The sequence below is a fragment of the Clostridium thailandense genome, from assembly GCF_019207025.1.
Taxonomy (GTDB): Bacteria; Bacillota; Clostridia; order Clostridiales; family Clostridiaceae; genus Clostridium_AM; species Clostridium_AM thailandense.
On sequence record NZ_JAEEGC010000050.1, the window covers coordinates 1 to 17,000 of the forward strand.

Sequence of the window (17,000 nt, forward strand, 5' to 3'; positions counted from 1 at the left end):
CTTTATTTGAGTTTTACGTTTGGTATATAAGGTTTAATTAAGCTAGGCCTAATTAAACCGATTATGTTTCGCTTTAGCGAAACGAATTCACACGATATAAATTTGTTTTCCTACTTAAGGAGGAAAACTCACCTTCACTGTCCTATGTCAATTGTCCTCTAGAAATACATTTATATATTCCAAACATTACTAATAACTCTAATAGTATAAGTTAATTGTCGGCCGTGTTTGTCTATATATCCTTAACTCTATTTTAAAATAACTTCTAAAATAATCAAAATTTCCTACTTATCAGTAGTATAATTCGTGCTTTTATCTCTAGTTCTTTCATTATTCTTTTTTTGTTTATTAGGCATAGTTTTCTTAATTGCATCTGCCTGGTCCTGTGTTATGAGCCCTGATTTAACTAAGTCACTTAACAAATCAGTTTTCTGTCTTGGATTACTTGCAAAGTATGCCTCGCGTTCTGCTTCTGTCATATTTTTAACTTTATCCATCTCTTTTTTTCTTTCATCATCTTTCTGTTTTATATAATCTAATATTCTATTTTCCTGTTCTTGAGTTATTATTGATGAATTAACTAATTTATCAAGTCTACTTTTAAAGTTATCTGTTATGTTTTTAGTACACTGCTTCTGTGATATATCTTGTATTTGTGTAGTGCCTTCCGCAAATGTTAAAGTTCCAGTTGATACAAGTACACTTCCAGTAACTAACACAGGTAATACTTTTCTCATTAATTTCTTTCTATTCATTTCTTGTTCTCCTTTTCATCATATTATTTGAGTATCAAGTCTAAGTTTATATTTTATAACTATTTCTATAAAATATAGGTTTTAGTTTATAGATATATATTATTCTTACTCCGTGCTAGTATAATTACGACTTATATGTCAACTTTAGTCAATATATTAACTTTAATTAACATTTTATGATTTTTTTATGATAAAATATAATTAGGTGATTGTCGACAAGTTTGTTTTCAAACAAACTTGTCGACAATCACCTGTACTTTATAGTAATTTAGCATCTTTTATTAAAATTTGTTCAAAAGCCTCAGCACTTATAGGTTTACTAAAAAAATATCCCTGAAGTTCATCACATCCTTGCACCTGTAAGTATTCTACTTGAGTAGAATTTTCTACCCCTTCCGATACTACTGAAATGTTCAAACCATGAGCCATTTCGATTAGGGAATCAATAATAATTTGTTTATCATTTAAGCTCACAATGTCGTCTACAAAGGCCTTATCAATTTTCAATGTATCTATTCCCAAGTTTTTCAAATAATTTAATGAAGAATATCCTTTACCAAAATCATCTAAAGCTATATGAACTCCACTCTTTCTTATATCTTCTAAAACTTTATTACATTTTGAAATATCTTCTATTAGCAAAGATTCTGTAATCTCAAGTTCCAATGCATCTGGCTCTAATCCTGCTTCTTTTAGTATATTTTCTATTAAATTTTGAAGATTCTTTTGTTGAAACTGAACTACAGAAAGATTTACACTAACTTTTAATCTAGGTAAATTTTTCTCTCTCCATTCTTTCATCTGCATACAAGATTTCCTTAATACATAGTTTCCTATATCAATAATTAGCCCGGTTTCTTCAGCCAACGGAATAAATTCATTTGGAAATATCTTTTCTCCATTTTGCTTTTCCCATCTTACAAGAGCTTCTGCACTTTTAATTTTACCTGTTTTTACATCAACTTTAGGTTGATATACTACTTTTATCTCATCTTTTATTAAAGCCTCTTTAAGCTCTTTTTCCATAACTAGCCTATCTATTAGCCGTTTCTCCATTTCTTCTGAATAATAAAGATACTCATTATGACCTCTATTTTCAATATTATGAAGTGCAAGATCTCCATTTTTAAATAGTTCTTCACTTGTAGTACCATGATCAGGATATATTACAACTCCAGCATTAAAAATAGTGTATATACTTTTACTTAAAATAAAATTTTCTTTTCCAAGTTCTATCATTAAATTTTCCATTTTTTCTTTCATATCCTGTTCATTTTCAAAATCCTCTAACATGGCAAATTCGTTATCACTTTTACGAGCTATGAAGGCAGTTTTCCATTTAGATTTTAAAAAGCTTACTATAGTTAATAATACTTCTTCCCCTGCGATAGGCCCCAAAATATCCGTAATCTTAGCAAAATTATGTATTTGTAAGATAATCATAGTCCGAATTCCACTATATTCATCTAACATGTATATCCTATCATTTAATTCTCTTTGCAAAAATGCTTTATTAGGTAGGTCCGTTACTGGATCATAATATGCCATTGTGCTAATCTTATTTTCTCTGTCTTTGATTTGATTTTTCATTATATTTATATTTAAAGCAATTTGAGCAAATTCATCTTTTCCTCCAATTAATATATCCTTTGAATATTCTCCCGTGGAAATCTCTAAAAGTCCATCATTGATTTTCTCAACTTTTTCTATAATAAATTTGTTTAAAAATCTTCTAATTATAAAATAGAAAATAATTATTATAAATGAAGAAATTAATACAGATTTTAGTATTGTTTCTTTCTCTGTTCTTAATATCTCAGATGAATCATACTTTATCTCTACATAAAATTTTTGATTATTAATAAAACTTTTATAAGGTACTTTAAGCTGATAATAATAATAACTAACTGCATCTTTATTTTTAATAATTTCGTTGTTATTTTCTAGTTTTTTAAATTCTTCATCAGTTAAATTCAGCTTTTTTCCTTCATCTAATAATGCCCATGTATTATCACCATTGCTATTATAAATTTCTATAGATACCTTACTTTTTCCTAAGTACTTTGAGAACTCAAATAAATCTTTAAATAAGAAATTATAATAGTTTTGACCATATTTATTTTTAATATATTCTTTTACATCAATAGATACTTCTATAATATAATCACTATTTATAGGACTATAATAAGTATATCTATTTAGTTTTCCCATTTTATTTGAAAAGCTCATTCCCTGATTATTAATTGTTCCTTTGCCGTATATTATACTTAAATAATTTTTCATAGAATTATTTTTATTGATTAAATTTATTCCTTTATCTGCTTCAAAACTTGTGCGTTTAATTTGGCCATTTTTATCAATAATATATATTTGAGAAATATCTAATTTATTCACAAGTTTTTTTAAAGTCTCGTCCTGCACTTCTAAAGGATTTATATTATTTTGTTTAAACCATTGATTAATGTATATTATACTATTTTTTTCACTTTCCAAAAACTCATTATTCATACTGTATAGAAACATGTCAAATTCATTAATTTGTTCAGTAGCATGAGCAACAGCATCTCTTTTTTGTTCTAAGGTTAAACTTTTAATTTCACTTTCTGTATTAAAAATATTAAGGGCAGAAAGTGCTATTGTTACAAATATAACAGATGAAATTAGAAATAAAATCGTTTTGTTTCTCACAATTCCCTCCACGCATTTGCTAAAATATAAATTAAACACCATAATTTTCTTCATTACTTAAGTTTAAAGCATTTGTAACTAGCTGTCTATATGATAGTAAAAATTTAAAAATTAATTAATAATCCATATTTATCTACAAAAAATATACCACAAATGTTAAATATATATAACATTTGTAGTATATATTTAACATTTGTGGTATTTCTTTTATTTCTTCTCTCCGTCTTTATGAATATCTAGCAGCAAATTAGCAGTAATTTTATCTGTTATTAAAGCATTAGCATATCCACCTTGAATTGCTCCATAAATGGCCTCTAACCTGTTAGGCCCTCCTGCAACTAAAATAGACCATTTCTTCTTTTTAAGTTCACTTAGTTCTATGCCTATAGTGCGCTTATTTAAATCCTCGTAGAAAATATCTCCTCTACGATTTATGAATCTTGAGCATATATCTCCTACTGCATTATTTCGAATAATTTTAAGATCTTCTTCTGAAAAATATTTTGCCTGAATTAAAACAGAATTTGTAGAGGGTATTCCTACAGTAAAAACTGCGATTTTAGAATCTTTAGCAAGTTCCATTACTTTTCTTATGTGTCGATCTGCTTCTACCGCCTGTTTAACTGCTAAATGGTCTACAATAGCAGGAAGTGGTAAATAATATGGATTAGTATTGAAAGCCTTTCCAAATAAGCCCATAATTTCTGATGCATAGGTATTAACCTTCGAATGACTTACCCCACCATTTAACTGTACAACTGTTACATCTTTTAAATGCTTATATTTAAGACTTTTAGCAACTTGATAGATTGTAGTTCCCCAGGAAACCCCAATAATATCTTCATTACTGACAATTTTATTCAAGTAAGAAGCTGCCATATCTCCAATATACTTCTTAACCGTTTCTTCATCATATTTTGGAACTGAAGCAACCATAACCTTTTTTAAGTTTAATTTATTTTCCAGCTCATCTGCTATTTTTTCATTATCTTCATACGGGTCTACAATCTTAATTTGAACAATACCTTCTTCTTTTGCTTGTTGAAGGAGACGTGATACAGAAGGTCTTGATATTCCTAATTTATCTGCAATATCCTGCTGACTATAATCCAATAAGTAATACAGTTTTGCAGCTTCAATAACTTTCTCAAGCTTACTTTTTTCCATACTATTACTCCAATTTTACCATATAATTATAAATATCCACGGCCGAAAATTAACTTATAAAAAATATTTATTGGTAACAGTTAACACAAAAACTGTCATATGTCCTTTGTCAATTGTCCTCTAGAAATATGTTTGCATCTCCCAATTATTACCGATAATTCTCATAGTATAAGTTAAGTGTCGGCCGTGTTTATCTATACTTATAAATTTAATAACTTTCTTTAGCTGTTTCACCATTAATTATAGTAACACCATTACTAGTTCCTATACGACTTGCACCAGCTTTAATCATTTTGGCTGCATCTTCGTAACTTCTTACTCCTCCAGAAGCCTTTACTCCTATATTAGGTCCAACAGTCTTTCTCATTAAAGCTATGTCTTCTACAGTAGCTCCGCCTGTTGAAAAACCAGTAGATGTTTTTACAAAATCAGTTCCTGCCTTAACAGCTATTTCGCAAACTTTTACTTTTTCTTCGTCTGTTAATAAACATGTTTCAATAATAACCTTTACTAATGCTTTTCCTTTAGCGGATTCGACTACTTCTTTAATATCCTGCTCAACAACATCATATGATTTGCCTTTTAATGCCCCTATATTTATAACCATATCTACTTCTGTTGCTCCATCTTCAATAGCAACCTTTGCTTCATAAGCTTTTACCCTTGAGGATGAAGCTCCTAGAGGAAATCCTATAACTGTACATACTTTTACTGTTGTATCTTTTAGCACTTCATGAGCTGTTTTCACCCAGGTTGGATTTACACATACCGAAGCAAAACCATACTGTTTTGCATCTTGAGATAGTTTTACAATATCCTCTTGGGTAGCATTTGCCTTTAATAATGTGTGATCAATCATTTTTGCTAAATTTTCATTACTCATATCTAATACCTCCGTAATTGAACAATATAGATATACATGGCCGACACTTAACTTATACTCCGGGATATAGTAACATTCTTCCGGCACAATAAATACTTTTGATAAGTCTAAAGCTCAGTATTTTGAAAGTCTAAGAACCTTTGATAAACTCGTACCTCAGACATATCAAAGGCTCTAAGACTTTCTAAAATACTTCACTAAGACTTATAACAAAAGTATTTAAATGTGCCTTCCATAATGTCACTATATCCCTGCGTATAAGTTAAGTGTCTGGTATTGTTCTCTATAATATTTAAATTTATAAATTTTATTTTTAAACATTTGATATTTTGATTTTAACATTTGTTCAAACTGTTTGCAATAAATTTTCCAATTTACCTTTCATTTAATTAATTTCTATAATTTAAAGTCATAAATCTTAACAAATGTTATTGACAAGTGAATATTTGTTAATAAATCTTATGCTCCTTTTTATATTGTAAAAGATTTTTGCTTTTCTATACATCAAAAAAAGTTGCTCCTAATTCACAGAAATAAGAGCAACCTTTTTTAAAATATTACGTTATAGATATTCACACATAATCCCTAACTTACAGGAACATAGATTTAAAACTGATATAAATTTTCAGCTTTAACATTAAAGATCTATATATAGAGAACTATACCAGAAAGTGGATTCACCCGCAGTGAGATGTTACCAAAGCTGAAAGCACATATAAAAAGTTTTTATCGTGTCGAAGCTTGGTAACATCCACGGATGGTAAATCTACTTTCGGCCGTATATCTCTATATTAATTTTTCAAACCACTTTCAATAATATCATGTAGAATTTGTGCTAAATTCTTTTTATCCTCATCAGATAAATTATTTAAATATAAAGGTTTATGAAACATAAGCTTAATAGAGTTTCCTCTCACCTGATTTCCAACCTCTAACACTCGATAGGTGCCATCAATTGTAATTGGTACTATAGGAACATTTGCCTTTAATGCTAGCTTCATACTACCTTTTTTAAATTCTCCCATCTCGGATTTCAAGCTTCTTGTCCCTTCTGGGAATATAATCATCGAACGGCCTTTTTTTAAATTTTCTACACCTTTATTAATAGCCTTCATTCCTTCTCTAATATTTTCTCTATCTATATAAACTGTTTCATTTTCTCTTAACCAACTTCCGACTAAAGGTATTTTTTTTATTTCTTTTTTAGCAATAAATCCTGTTAGCTTATCTATACCTGCAATAAGAAGAAAGGCATCAAAAATTGCTTGGTGGTTACTCACAAAAAGACAAGGTCCTTCTGGAATATTTTCTCTTCCTTCTACTAAAGTATTAGTTTTAGATTTTCTTAAAACGTGATTTGATATATCTTGTATTTTTTTGTATGCATACTTTTCTGCTAACTCTTTTGATTTTTTCTTCATAAAAAATAATTTAGTTCTACCTGTTATTGTACTAATTAGAAGATATACAGAAAAGTATATATACCAAAGCAATTTAATCATTTCAATCCCCTTCCAAAATTATAATTACAATTTTAATACAATACTAATCTTCTCCGACTATTATTATATATTTTATGTTGCTGTTTTGGCAAATTAAAATTTCGCAGAAAAATAGTTGAAGTCTTTCCCTCAACTATTTTTATAGTCATTATACAACTCATCTATTCTTAATCTTATGTAATCCTCTTCAAAAGAAGAACATATCCTTTTATTTTCCTCATCTATTATTCTATAATGTCCAGATATTATATTTTGCTGAACTTTATAATTACCCTTTTCTTCTACATCTTTCCACCATACTTTTCCACCCATGGTTCTCATATAACTTCCTTCACTTTTTCCAAAGGCTAAGGAAATTATTATGTCCTCTAGGTCTTCTCCAAGAATCATTTGGAGTACTTCACTATCTTTAAATAAAGAACATACGACTACTGCTCCACTCCATCCTAAAGATCCTCTTCCTTTTTCTATTTGAACTAATGTCTTTTTAGATACGCCAAGTATCTCAGCCATTTTATCTTGGGTATAGTTTCTCTCATTCCTTATCAGCTTTAACTTTGAAGTAACTTTTTCAATAAATTCAGCTCTTGTCATCTTATCACCTCTTGTACTTACAGTGTAATTTTATACTATAAGTACTTAAAAGTAAATATAGAGTTATAGATAACACGGCCAACACTTAACTTATATGCAGTGATAGCCAAAATTCTAAAGAAGTGCTATATTAAATTTTAGAAGACTATTAGCTATCCCTGACGTAGTTATATACCAATAAATTTATTAATTTTCTTGTAAATTAAATATAATGGAGGAGTAAAATATGATTTATTCGACACGTTATTCATCACCAATAGGTTCAATACTATTAGCAAGTAATGGTGAAAGCCTTATGGCTCTGTGGTTAGAGGGGCAAAAGTACTTTGGTTCCACTATAAAGGAAGAAATGGTTGAAAAATCTGATTTGCCAATATTTTGTAATACGAAGAATTGGTTAGACAGATATTTTGATGGGCAAAAGCCAGCTATTTCTGAATTATCCATAGCCCCTAATGGTGGAACATTTCGTAAAGCTGTATGGGATATTCTATGCGAAATTCCATATGGTGAATATATAACTTATGGCGAAATTGCAAAAATTGTAGCAACTCGGATGAACAAGGAACGCATGTCCAGCCAAGCCGTTGGCGGAGCTGTGGGACATAATCCAATCTCTATTATTATTCCTTGCCATCGAGTCGTAGGAAAAAATGGCAGCCTGACAGGTTATGCTGGCGGTTTAGATAAGAAGATTAAATTGCTTGAATTAGAAGGTGTAGATATGTCTAAGTTGTTTAGGCCGACTAAGGGTACTGCACTCTAATATAATTAAAAATCAGGAAAATAAAAAAGTTGTTTCATTAGAAATAAATATATTTTACAGACTGCTTTCAGCATTATGAAAGCAGTCTAGTGAGAAATAATCGAAGAAATTTTTCTTGAGACTTATGAGTTTAATAAAACATTTTCAAACCTCTTTTAAATTGATTTATTCTACTTTTTCTCCACATCTAATTAAAAGTTCATTCCACTTTTTATCAACATTTGCTTGTATATCAGCAATCATATGCTCATTGCCCTTTTTAAACAAATGTTTAAATCTTCCCTGTGGTTTTAAGAACTCTTCAATTGGAAGCTTCTTCTTTGGCTTATAGGAAAGTTTCCATTCACCATTGATAACCTCAAATAAAGGCCAATAGCAAGTTTCAACCGCTAGCTTACAAATCTCCATAATATCTTCTGCATTATATCTCCATCCACGAGGACATGGAGCCATTACATTAAGAAATGCTGGACCTTTTGTATAAATAGCTTTTTCAGCTTTTTCATGAAGATCTTTAAAGTTTCCTATAAAAGTTGTTTGAGCCACATAAGGAATTTCATGAGCTGCCATAACCTGTGTTAAATCTTTTCTAAACTGCTGCTTTCCTGAGCTTTCTTTACCTAAAGGTGTTGTTGTAGTATCAGCATACTTTGGTGTAGCAGAGGATCTCTGAATACCAGTATTCATATATGCTCCATTGTCATAACAAACATAAACCATGTCATGACCTCTTTCCATAGCTCCAGAAAGGGATTGGAAACCTATATCATAAGTACCACCATCTCCACCAAAAGCGATGAATTTATGATTTTCTTTAAGTTTTCCTTTTCTTTTTAAGGCATTATATGCTGCTTCTACACCACCTATAGTTGCTCCTGCATTTTCAAAGGCATTATGTATAAAAGAATCCTTCCATGCTGTATAAGGATATAGGTTAGTTGAAACCTCAAGACAACCTGTTGCACTTCCAATAATTGCATGATCTTCTGCTTTAAGTGCTCTAAGTACTCCTCTAACAGCTATAGGAGCACCACATCCAGCACACATTCTATGACCACCAGTTAATCTTTCCGGTTTATTCATTTCTTCTTTAAAATTATAACTCATTATCGTAGCACCTCCTATTCTCTAACACTCAAATATTTATATACTTCATTAACTTGTCCATCTTTTAATATCTGGAATAAATCCTCATAAACAGTGGCAATATCACTTGTTCTTACATCTCTTCCACCAAGACCGTAAATGTAGTTTATCATCATAGGTCTTTCTTTAACATCATAAAGAGCAGATCTTACTTCTGCAAATAGTGGTCCACCTGCTGCTGAGAAACCTTCTGCTTTATCCATTACAGCAATTGCCTTAACATGCTTTAGTGCATCTGCAATTTCTTCCATAGGGAATGGTCTGAAAACTCTTATTTTTAACATTCCAACTTTTTTGCCTTCAGCTCTCATTGCATCTATAGTAGCTCTTGCAGTTCCTGCTGTAGAATTTATAACTACAATTGCATACTCTGCATCTTCTAGTCTATATGTATCAAATAATCCATATTTTCTACCTGTCATCTTTTCAAATTCTTCCGCTACTTGAAGAATAACATTTTTAGCGTTCTTCATACCTTCTGCTTGATTTCTTTTATGCTCTATATAATAAGCAGCTGTATCATATGGTCCAACTGAAATTGGTCTTTTAACATTTAGCATATAATCTTCTGGTTCGTATTCACCTACAAAGGCTTTAACTTTATCATCTTCAATTAGCTCTATGTTTTCTACTGCATGGCTTGTTATAAATCCATCTTGACATATCATTACTGGTAATAAAACATCTTTATGTTCACCAATTCTAACACTTTGTATAAAATTATCATAAGCTTCTTGATTAGTTTCGCTGTAAATTTGAATCCAACCAGTGTCTCTAGCTCCCATAGAATCACTATGATCATTATTTATATTAATAGGTCCTGTAAGAGCACGATTAACACAAGCTAATGTAATTGGTAATCTAGATGATGCTGCTACATATAACATTTCCCACATTAATGCAAGACCACAAGAAGATGTAGCAGTCATTGTTCTTGCGCCTGCTGCTTGTGAACCTATACAAGCAGACATTGCACTATGCTCTGATTCCACAGGTACATATTCAGTTTCTACTTGTCCATTAGCAACATATTGTGAAAAATATTGTGGTATTTCTGTTGAAGGTGTTATAGGAAAAGCCGCCACAACATCTGGGTTTATTTGTTTCATAGCTATAGCAACAGCTTCATTACCAGATAATCTTTCTCGAATAGCCATTATATCACTCCTCTACTTTTCATCCTTAATAAAATCAATTGCATCAAAAGGACATGCTTTCACGCAAATGCCGCAACCTTTACAATGCTTAAAATCAAATTCTCCGCGAACCCCGTCTTTAACTGGAATGGAACTGTCTGGACATACTGGTGCACAAAGCAAGCATTGCTTACATTTATCAACTTTAAAAACAGGCTTCATTGATCTCCAATCACCAGTGTTAAAGTTTTCTGCACTACCACTTTCATATATTACACCACCTGGAGTTATATCCTTCCATGTGATACTTTCATTAATTATTTTTCCTTCTTTATTTCTCATATTCCCTTCACCTCCTCCATTGATCTTTTTAATGCTTCCATATTTCCCTTAAGTACTTCTGGCTTTGTTGCAAACTTATGAGCAAAGGATGCTTCCATATCTTTTACAAAAGCTTCTTCCTCCATAATTCCACTTACCTTAACAATAGCACCTAACATTGGAGTATTAGGGAAGTTTTTACCTAAAGTTTCTTCAGAAATTTTCCCTGCAGCTATAGTACAAACCTTACCTTTATAACCTCTTAGGGAACTCTTTATATCTTCTGGAGATTTTTCTGTGTTTATAACAATTGCGCCTTCTTCTTTAAGTCCTGCTGTAACATCAATGGATTCTAATAATGATTCATCAACTACAACTACATAATCTGGCTCATAGATGTTAGAATGTACTGTTATTTTTTCCGTACTTATTCTGTTATAGGCAGTAATTGGTGCCCCCATTCTCTCTGGACCATATTCAGGAAATCCCTGAACGTAACAACCTGTATTAAAGGCAGCATCTGCTAGTAACAATGATGCGGTTTTAGCTCCTTGGCCACCGCGGCCATGCCAACGAATTTCAGTTAATTTAGACATTTTAAATCCTCCTTTACTACTTTACTAATTGTTTAAGCAATTGCCATGCCAAAGAATAAATTTCTCATTTTTCTTATGTTTTACTTAGACTTTATGTCAATTTGTTAGAATAAATGTTATAATCAGTGTTATAATGAAGAATAATGTTATAAAGGTGATATAATGCAATATGAAGATTTAATCAATAATGGTATTTTAAAAGATATACTAAATAGCTGTAATGATGGAATTAATGTTGTCGATATTAATGGACGGCTTATTTTTGCTAATAATGTATCTGCTTTCTATGTTAATGCACAACCAGAGTTAATGATTGGTAAAATGATCACTGATTTCTATCCCAAAGCAGTACTGCTCTCTGTACTAAAACATAAACATCCAATTCACGATAAGAAAATACACCAAGTTGGTGATAAAAAATATATGGTAAATTCCTTTCCTATGTTTATCAAAGGAGAATTTGTTGGCGCTTATTCAATTTTTAAAAGTGTCAATGATATTGATGCACTTAACAAAAAAATAAAGACATTGGAGTTACAGCTTGCACTAAGCTCTATTGAATCAGATCCTATGTCGATTATCGGCAATAACGGTTCTCTAGAAAAGGTATTGAAATCTGCCAAAAGAACAGTTGGATCTCTCGCAGGACCTAGACATTCTATTATAATTGGCGAGTCTGGAACAGGAAAAACCATGCTTGCAAAGATGATTCACAGCTATGCTATTAGACTAGGAGTCCTTGATAAGAATGCTCCATTTGTAGAAGTCAACTGTGCCCAATATACCAATTCAGATATTGCAGCAGTTGAAATTTTCGGATCTGAACAAGGCGCTTATACTGGATCTAAGCAGAAAAAAGGACTTTTTGAACAAGCAAGCGGAGGTATACTCTTTTTAGATGAGGCTCATGCCTTAGAACAATATCAAAATATCCTACTAAAAGCAATAGAGTCTGGTAAAATAAGACGGGTTGGTGGATGTAAAGAAATCAATGTGGATGTAATTATTGTTGCTGCATCAACTAAAAATCTTAAGGATGAGTTATTGCCGGAATTGTATCAAAGACTTGCACAATATGAGTTAACTTTGCCTTCACTGTCAGACCGCAGCTTAGACGAAAAACTAGATTTACTTAACCATTTTGTAAAAAGATATGAAGATGCTGTACTGCGTCATCATAATATTAAGTATAAAGTTATTTTAAGTCCCTTGTGTAAAGATACGCTATTAAAAGTCCATTATCCTAGAAACATAAGACAGATGAGAGATGTTATAAATTTAAGTATCGATGCCGCTTCTCCTCTTATTTCGGAGATTCATGATGGTGAGGAAATAATAACACAAGTAGAATTGAAACATTTACCTTTTGAGATCTTTGATGAACATAATTCCAATAAACAAAATACTGTTGAAAACAACGTAATTAATAATCATATTGATAAAATAATTAATGATCTTATCCTCCAAGGTTTGGGTCCTAGAAAGATTTCAAGAAAGCTTGAAGAGAAAGGATATAATATTGAATATTATAAGGTTGCTTACCATCTGAAGAAGAAAAAGAGAAAGTCTTAATACAAAATTCATATATAAAAATCCTCAAATACTCTAGTAAGGGTGCGTCTAAATTTATTAGATAATCCCTAAAATTTTATTTTAAAAATAATGAGCAATGAATTAAAAGCTGATGGCACCCCTACTTCTAAAAATTAAATATTTCTTTTAACACCTCATACCTGTCATGTGTTAGCAGTGCATCTTTATCTGTATTTTTTAGCTTTACTATATATGTCCATCTTCCATAAGGATATATTTTATGAATCATGGAGAGATTTATTATATAAGATTTATGACTTCTGAAAAATTGAGTTTTATCTAATCTCTCTTCTAATTCACTTAACCCCTCCGAGGTAATATAGCTATTATCAATAGAGTATATAACCGTATTTCTATCCTCTCTTTGTATAATAACTATATCTTTCATATCAATAAAACTTATTCCTTCCTTACTTCTAACTAATATTTTTTCCAGGCCTTTTTCATGTCGAATAATTTTATACATATTCTCTTCATTCTTGTGTTCATTTAATGTTTTTATACGATTCAAAGTTTGATAAATCCTATCAAGTTTAAAAGGTTTTACAATATAATCAAAGGCATAAAGCTGAAAGGCATCAGACATGTACATTTCATATGCCGTTGCAAAAATAATTATTATTTTAGGATTTATATCAATTATTTTTTTAGCACACTCTATTCCACTAAGCTTTGGCATTTCTACATCTAAAAATATAACTTCAGGATGTAATTCTTCTACTTTAGAGAGGACAGCTTCCCCATCCTCCGCCTCTCCAATTAGCTTAAATCCCTCTATTTTTTCAACAGCCTTTCTTAAGACCATTCTCATGCCTTCTTCGTCATCTCCAATTAAGACCTTTAATTCCAATAATATCACCGCCTTCTTCTTTTTGCCTTTGGCTCTCCTAAGATCTCTGTATAAACTATTGCTTTCATAAGGTCTTCTTCTGCAAAATCAATATTAAAAAAACTTTCATTGTCACATATATCTCTTTTGGTTAAGGTATCTTCTTTATTATAATTTGGTTCTGCACTTTGTTCTAAGGATTCATCTAAATCTCTATTTACATTTGATGCTTTACTTGTCTTATAGTTCTCATACTTTTGTCTGACATCTAAATCATTAATATTTGAGCCGATATTCGCAATTTTTTTATTAAAATCTACCATAGAATCTATAAAACCATTTTTTAGCACCTTCATTATAAATTCTATGGGGCCATCAATTTTAATCATAATTTTCTACTCCTTTGTATTACTAGAAGTACCATAAGAATTCTTCTGGTTCTTTGTCTTTCCAGCTTTAGAAATAGACTCCCTCATCTTTGTATCTGATATGATATTTTGCATATCATAGTAATCCATTACTCCTAATTTTCCTTCTCTTAGTGCTGTGGCCATTGCTCTTGGTATTTCAGCTTCTGCTTCCACAACGGCAGCTCTCATCTCTTGCTCTTTTGCAACTGCCATTGCTCTTCTTTCTTCCGCCTTTGCTTGTGCAATATTCTTGTCTGCTTCAGCCTGCAGTGTTTGAAGTTGAGCTCCTATATTTCTTCCAACATCTACGTCTGCAATATCTATTGATAATATCTCGAAAGCAGTACCTGCATCTAGCCCTTTAGCTAATACTGTTTTTGATATAGCATCTGGATTAGCTAAAACTTCTTTATGAGAAACTGAAGTACCAACTGTAGTTACGATACCCTCTGCAACTCTTGCAAGAACTGTTGCCTCTCCAGCTCCACCTATAAGTCTATCTAAATTAGCCCTTACTGTTACTCTTGCTTTTGCTAAGAGCTCAATTCCATCCTTAGCAACTCCCGATACATTAGGTGTTTCAATAACTCTTGGATTAACGCTCATTTTCACAGCTTCAAGTACATCCCTACCTGCAAGGTCAATTGCTGCTGCCCTTTCAAAAGGCAACTGAAAGTCTGCTCTATGAGCTGCAATAAGTGCATCCACTACCTGATCTACATTTCCACCTGCTAAATAATGAGCTTCTAATTCATTTACGCTTATTTCCAATCCTGCCTTTGTGGCTTTAATTAGTGGAAAAAGAATCTTTTTTGGTGGAACTCTTCTAAGTCTCATTCCCACCAAGTTAAAAATGTTGACCCTTACATTTGCGGCTAAAGCTGAAATCCATAACCCGACAGGTACAAAGGTTAAAAATAGAGCCAGAAAAGTAGCTATACCGCCTAAAATTATTACAACTAGAATTGCATTATTCATAATATTATTCCTCCCTATGAGTAAGACTCATCTTTTACTTTTAATAATTCATTTACTCTATTTGTCTAACAACAATTCTTCTTCCTTCGACTTTTATAATTTTTACTTTTTTATCCTTCGAAATAAACTCTCCCTCTGAAACTACATCCAGCTTTATTCCATTAAATTCTGCTATGCCAGCTGGTCTTAAAATTGTAATGGTAATTCCCTCCTGATCTATAAAATATTTAAGGTCTTCTGTGCCTGTATATCCTGCCTCTTTCTTTTGAGTCTCATGCAAAATTAAAATTTTTGAAAGTCTGCCCTTAGTTGCAGATTTTAAAACCAAAGTAAGTGCTATTCCGAGTACCGAAATAATAACAGCAAGTAAAATTAATACCTCCATCACGCTTGTAGCTGTTAGTATTACTCCAATAATAAGAAGTATTCCTCCCGAAATTCCCGGAAATCCAAAACCAGGATGAAACATTTCTACAATTACTAACAAAAATCCAAAACCAAAACACAAAAATGCAATCCAACTTATACTAGATAAAAAATTTACCAACTCCAAGCACCGTCACCTCCTTAAATCATATATTCTTCTTGATATTATAATACCTCTTTTTTGTTTTAACATTAATACATAACTGTTAAGATATACATACCCTTGTCCAAAATGTCGTATTTTAAGTTTATCTGGTGAGGATCTCTGTTTATCGCGGAATCCATCCTTCAAATATAGTAACTGTCTTATCACTAACCACTTTAATATCGCCTCCGTACTCCATAAGTATGTCCTTTACAATAGCTAATCCCATTCCTTCTCCTTTTTCTCCTTTTGTAGTAACGCCTGCTTTAAAAATTTTAGAAATAATTTCTTGGGAAATAACCGGTCCGTTATTCTTTATTCTGAAACCATATGCTTTTAGATCTTCAAATAATTCTATTTGTATAATTCTATTTTCTTTTGATTCCTGAAGTGCATATATAGCGTTATCTATAATATTTCCAAGCACCCTGCAAAACTCCCAAGATGGCACTTTCAAGTCCTTAAAGGACGTAGTAATTGCTATTTCTGTTCTAATTCCTCTTTTTTCTGCATATAAAGTTTTAGCTTGAAGCAATGCGTTAACTGCTGGGTTTGCAGTTTTTAATATCTTATTTACTTTTTGAATGTCTTTAAACACTTTTTCTATATATTCCGTTGCTTCAAGATATTCTTCCATCTCCATAAGACTATAAACTACCTGCAGATGATTCATAAAATCATGTCTTTGAGCTCGAAGAGTTTTATTAAGGTTTTCTAATTGTTCCAAAGTGTGTTTTAGGGTAGCATATTCATAACTTCTTCCATAAAGATATCGTATATTTTTCACAGTAAAAAAACTATTAATAATTCCTATAAATATAATTATATATATAAACAAATCTCCGCTATAAAGTTTCTGCTGAAAATCGAAAGGATTTTGATGAAAATAATTATATGTTATCACTGCTACTATTGTACCTATCTGCATTATACTCAAAGCAATTATTGTTATGATTGTTTTATTTATGTCTAATCTTTTCTTCATTGTCACTTTGTTCTCCCTTCTTATTCCATCAATACCTTTTATTTTAACATATTTAAAATAATATCAAAACTACCTATTTT

17 protein-coding genes are annotated in these 17,000 nt (G+C 31.2%); 2 read left to right on the forward strand and 15 right to left on the reverse strand.

Annotation, left to right across the window (positions count from 1 at the left end):
* Positions 1-284: 284 nt before the first annotated feature.
* The 6 genes from I6U48_RS11695 to I6U48_RS11720 all read right to left on the reverse strand — a co-directional run bounded on the left by I6U48_RS11695 (position 285) and on the right by I6U48_RS11720 (position 7,589).
* Positions 285-755 (reverse strand): hypothetical protein, encoded by a 471-nt coding sequence (locus I6U48_RS11695; protein ID WP_218320645.1) that lies wholly within the window; start codon positions 753-755, stop codon positions 285-287.
* 258 nt (positions 756-1,013) lie between these two features.
* Complete coding sequence (locus tag I6U48_RS30315) at positions 1,014-3,443, reverse strand: EAL domain-containing protein (protein WP_218320646.1); 2,430 nt, start codon at positions 3,441-3,443, stop codon at positions 1,014-1,016.
* A gap of 207 nt (positions 3,444-3,650) precedes the next feature.
* Complete coding sequence (gene deoR / locus I6U48_RS11705) at positions 3,651-4,610, reverse strand: DNA-binding transcriptional repressor DeoR (RefSeq protein WP_218320647.1); 960 nt, start codon at positions 4,608-4,610, stop codon at positions 3,651-3,653.
* A gap of 208 nt (positions 4,611-4,818) precedes the next feature.
* Positions 4,819-5,493, reverse strand: coding sequence for a deoxyribose-phosphate aldolase (deoC, locus tag I6U48_RS11710; RefSeq protein ID WP_218320648.1), 675 nt, complete (start codon positions 5,491-5,493; stop codon positions 4,819-4,821).
* Between the two features lie 791 nt (positions 5,494-6,284).
* On the reverse strand, positions 6,285-6,995 hold the full coding sequence (locus I6U48_RS11715; protein ID WP_218320649.1) for a lysophospholipid acyltransferase family protein: 711 nt from the start codon (positions 6,993-6,995) through the stop codon (positions 6,285-6,287).
* Between the two features lie 129 nt (positions 6,996-7,124).
* Entirely contained in the window at positions 7,125-7,589 is a 465-nt protein-coding gene (locus tag I6U48_RS11720; protein ID WP_218320650.1) for a helix-turn-helix transcriptional regulator, read from the reverse strand.
* Between the two features lie 226 nt (positions 7,590-7,815).
* On the opposite strand from I6U48_RS11720, the gene I6U48_RS11725 reads away from it, so the two are divergent.
* Positions 7,816-8,355, forward strand: coding sequence for a methylated-DNA--[protein]-cysteine S-methyltransferase (locus I6U48_RS11725; RefSeq protein WP_218320651.1), 540 nt, complete (start codon positions 7,816-7,818; stop codon positions 8,353-8,355).
* Positions 8,356-8,520: 165 nt separating this feature from the next.
* On the opposite strand, the gene I6U48_RS11730 is transcribed toward I6U48_RS11725, so the two are convergent.
* Genes I6U48_RS11730 through I6U48_RS11745 form a run of 4 tightly spaced genes read right to left on the reverse strand, consistent with a single transcriptional unit; the run spans position 8,521 to position 11,554 of the window.
* Positions 8,521-9,462, reverse strand: a complete 942-nt coding sequence (locus tag I6U48_RS11730) for a thiamine pyrophosphate-dependent enzyme (protein WP_218320652.1) — start codon at positions 9,460-9,462, stop codon at positions 8,521-8,523.
* A 14-nt stretch (positions 9,463-9,476) separates the two neighbouring features.
* Positions 9,477-10,658 carry a pyruvate ferredoxin oxidoreductase gene (gene porA, locus I6U48_RS11735; RefSeq protein WP_218320653.1) on the reverse strand — a complete coding sequence of 394 codons (1,182 nt, stop codon included), beginning with the start codon at positions 10,656-10,658 and terminating at the stop codon, positions 9,477-9,479.
* Positions 10,659-10,670: 12 nt separating this feature from the next.
* Entirely contained in the window at positions 10,671-10,979 is a 309-nt protein-coding gene (locus I6U48_RS11740; protein WP_218320654.1) for a 4Fe-4S binding protein, read from the reverse strand.
* Positions 10,976-11,554 carry a 2-oxoacid:acceptor oxidoreductase subunit gamma family protein gene (locus I6U48_RS11745; protein ID WP_218320655.1) on the reverse strand — a complete coding sequence of 193 codons (579 nt, stop codon included), beginning with the start codon at positions 11,552-11,554 and terminating at the stop codon, positions 10,976-10,978. Before I6U48_RS11745 ends, I6U48_RS11740 begins: the two co-directional genes overlap by 4 nt.
* Positions 11,555-11,716: 162 nt before the next feature.
* On the opposite strand from I6U48_RS11745, the gene I6U48_RS11750 reads away from it, so the two are divergent.
* The gene (locus tag I6U48_RS11750) at positions 11,717-13,126 is read left to right on the forward strand and encodes a sigma 54-interacting transcriptional regulator (RefSeq protein ID WP_218320656.1); all 1,410 of its coding nucleotides are present in this window, start codon (positions 11,717-11,719) and stop codon (positions 13,124-13,126) included.
* A gap of 127 nt (positions 13,127-13,253) precedes the next feature.
* Here the strand turns inward: I6U48_RS11750 and I6U48_RS11755 are convergent, their stop codons facing one another.
* From I6U48_RS11755 to I6U48_RS11775, 5 genes are all read right to left on the reverse strand, one after another.
* On the reverse strand, positions 13,254-13,997 hold the full coding sequence (locus tag I6U48_RS11755) for a LytR/AlgR family response regulator transcription factor (protein WP_218320657.1): 744 nt from the start codon (positions 13,995-13,997) through the stop codon (positions 13,254-13,256).
* Positions 13,998-14,002: 5 nt separating this feature from the next.
* The gene (locus tag I6U48_RS11760; RefSeq protein ID WP_218320658.1) at positions 14,003-14,365 is read right to left on the reverse strand and encodes a hypothetical protein; all 363 of its coding nucleotides are present in this window, start codon (positions 14,363-14,365) and stop codon (positions 14,003-14,005) included.
* A gap of 6 nt (positions 14,366-14,371) precedes the next feature.
* Positions 14,372-15,364 carry a flotillin-like protein FloA gene (gene floA / locus I6U48_RS11765; protein WP_218320659.1) on the reverse strand — a complete coding sequence of 331 codons (993 nt, stop codon included), beginning with the start codon at positions 15,362-15,364 and terminating at the stop codon, positions 14,372-14,374.
* Positions 15,365-15,416: 52 nt separating this feature from the next.
* Complete coding sequence (locus tag I6U48_RS11770) at positions 15,417-15,917, reverse strand: NfeD family protein (RefSeq protein WP_218320660.1); 501 nt, start codon at positions 15,915-15,917, stop codon at positions 15,417-15,419.
* A gap of 142 nt (positions 15,918-16,059) precedes the next feature.
* Entirely contained in the window at positions 16,060-16,920 is an 861-nt protein-coding gene (locus tag I6U48_RS11775; protein WP_218320661.1) for a sensor histidine kinase, read from the reverse strand.
* Positions 16,921-17,000: the final 80 nt, after the last annotated feature.

Coding starts and splice junctions, on each gene's coding strand:
- I6U48_RS11760 (WP_218320658.1), bottom strand. CDS start 14,365: ATGATTAAAATTGATGGCCCCATAGAATTTATAATGAAGGTGCTAAAA.
- I6U48_RS11775 (WP_218320661.1), bottom strand. CDS start 16,920: ATGAAGAAAAGATTAGACATAAATAAAACAATCATAACAATAATTGCT.
- I6U48_RS11715 (WP_218320649.1), bottom strand. CDS start 6,995: ATGATTAAATTGCTTTGGTATATATACTTTTCTGTATATCTTCTAATT.
- I6U48_RS11730 (WP_218320652.1), bottom strand. CDS start 9,462: ATGAGTTATAATTTTAAAGAAGAAATGAATAAACCGGAAAGATTAACT.
- I6U48_RS11720 (WP_218320650.1), bottom strand. CDS start 7,589: ATGACAAGAGCTGAATTTATTGAAAAAGTTACTTCAAAGTTAAAGCTG.
- I6U48_RS11750 (WP_218320656.1), top strand. CDS start 11,717: ATGCAATATGAAGATTTAATCAATAATGGTATTTTAAAAGATATACTA.
- I6U48_RS11695 (WP_218320645.1), bottom strand. CDS start 755: ATGAATAGAAAGAAATTAATGAGAAAAGTATTACCTGTGTTAGTTACT.
- floA (WP_218320659.1), bottom strand. CDS start 15,364: ATGAATAATGCAATTCTAGTTGTAATAATTTTAGGCGGTATAGCTACT.
- deoC (WP_218320648.1), bottom strand. CDS start 5,493: ATGAGTAATGAAAATTTAGCAAAAATGATTGATCACACATTATTAAAG.
- I6U48_RS11740 (WP_218320654.1), bottom strand. CDS start 10,979: ATGAGAAATAAAGAAGGAAAAATAATTAATGAAAGTATCACATGGAAG.
- I6U48_RS11725 (WP_218320651.1), top strand. CDS start 7,816: ATGATTTATTCGACACGTTATTCATCACCAATAGGTTCAATACTATTA.
- porA (WP_218320653.1), bottom strand. CDS start 10,658: ATGGCTATTCGAGAAAGATTATCTGGTAATGAAGCTGTTGCTATAGCT.
- deoR (WP_218320647.1), bottom strand. CDS start 4,610: ATGGAAAAAAGTAAGCTTGAGAAAGTTATTGAAGCTGCAAAACTGTAT.
- I6U48_RS11745 (WP_218320655.1), bottom strand. CDS start 11,554: ATGTCTAAATTAACTGAAATTCGTTGGCATGGCCGCGGTGGCCAAGGA.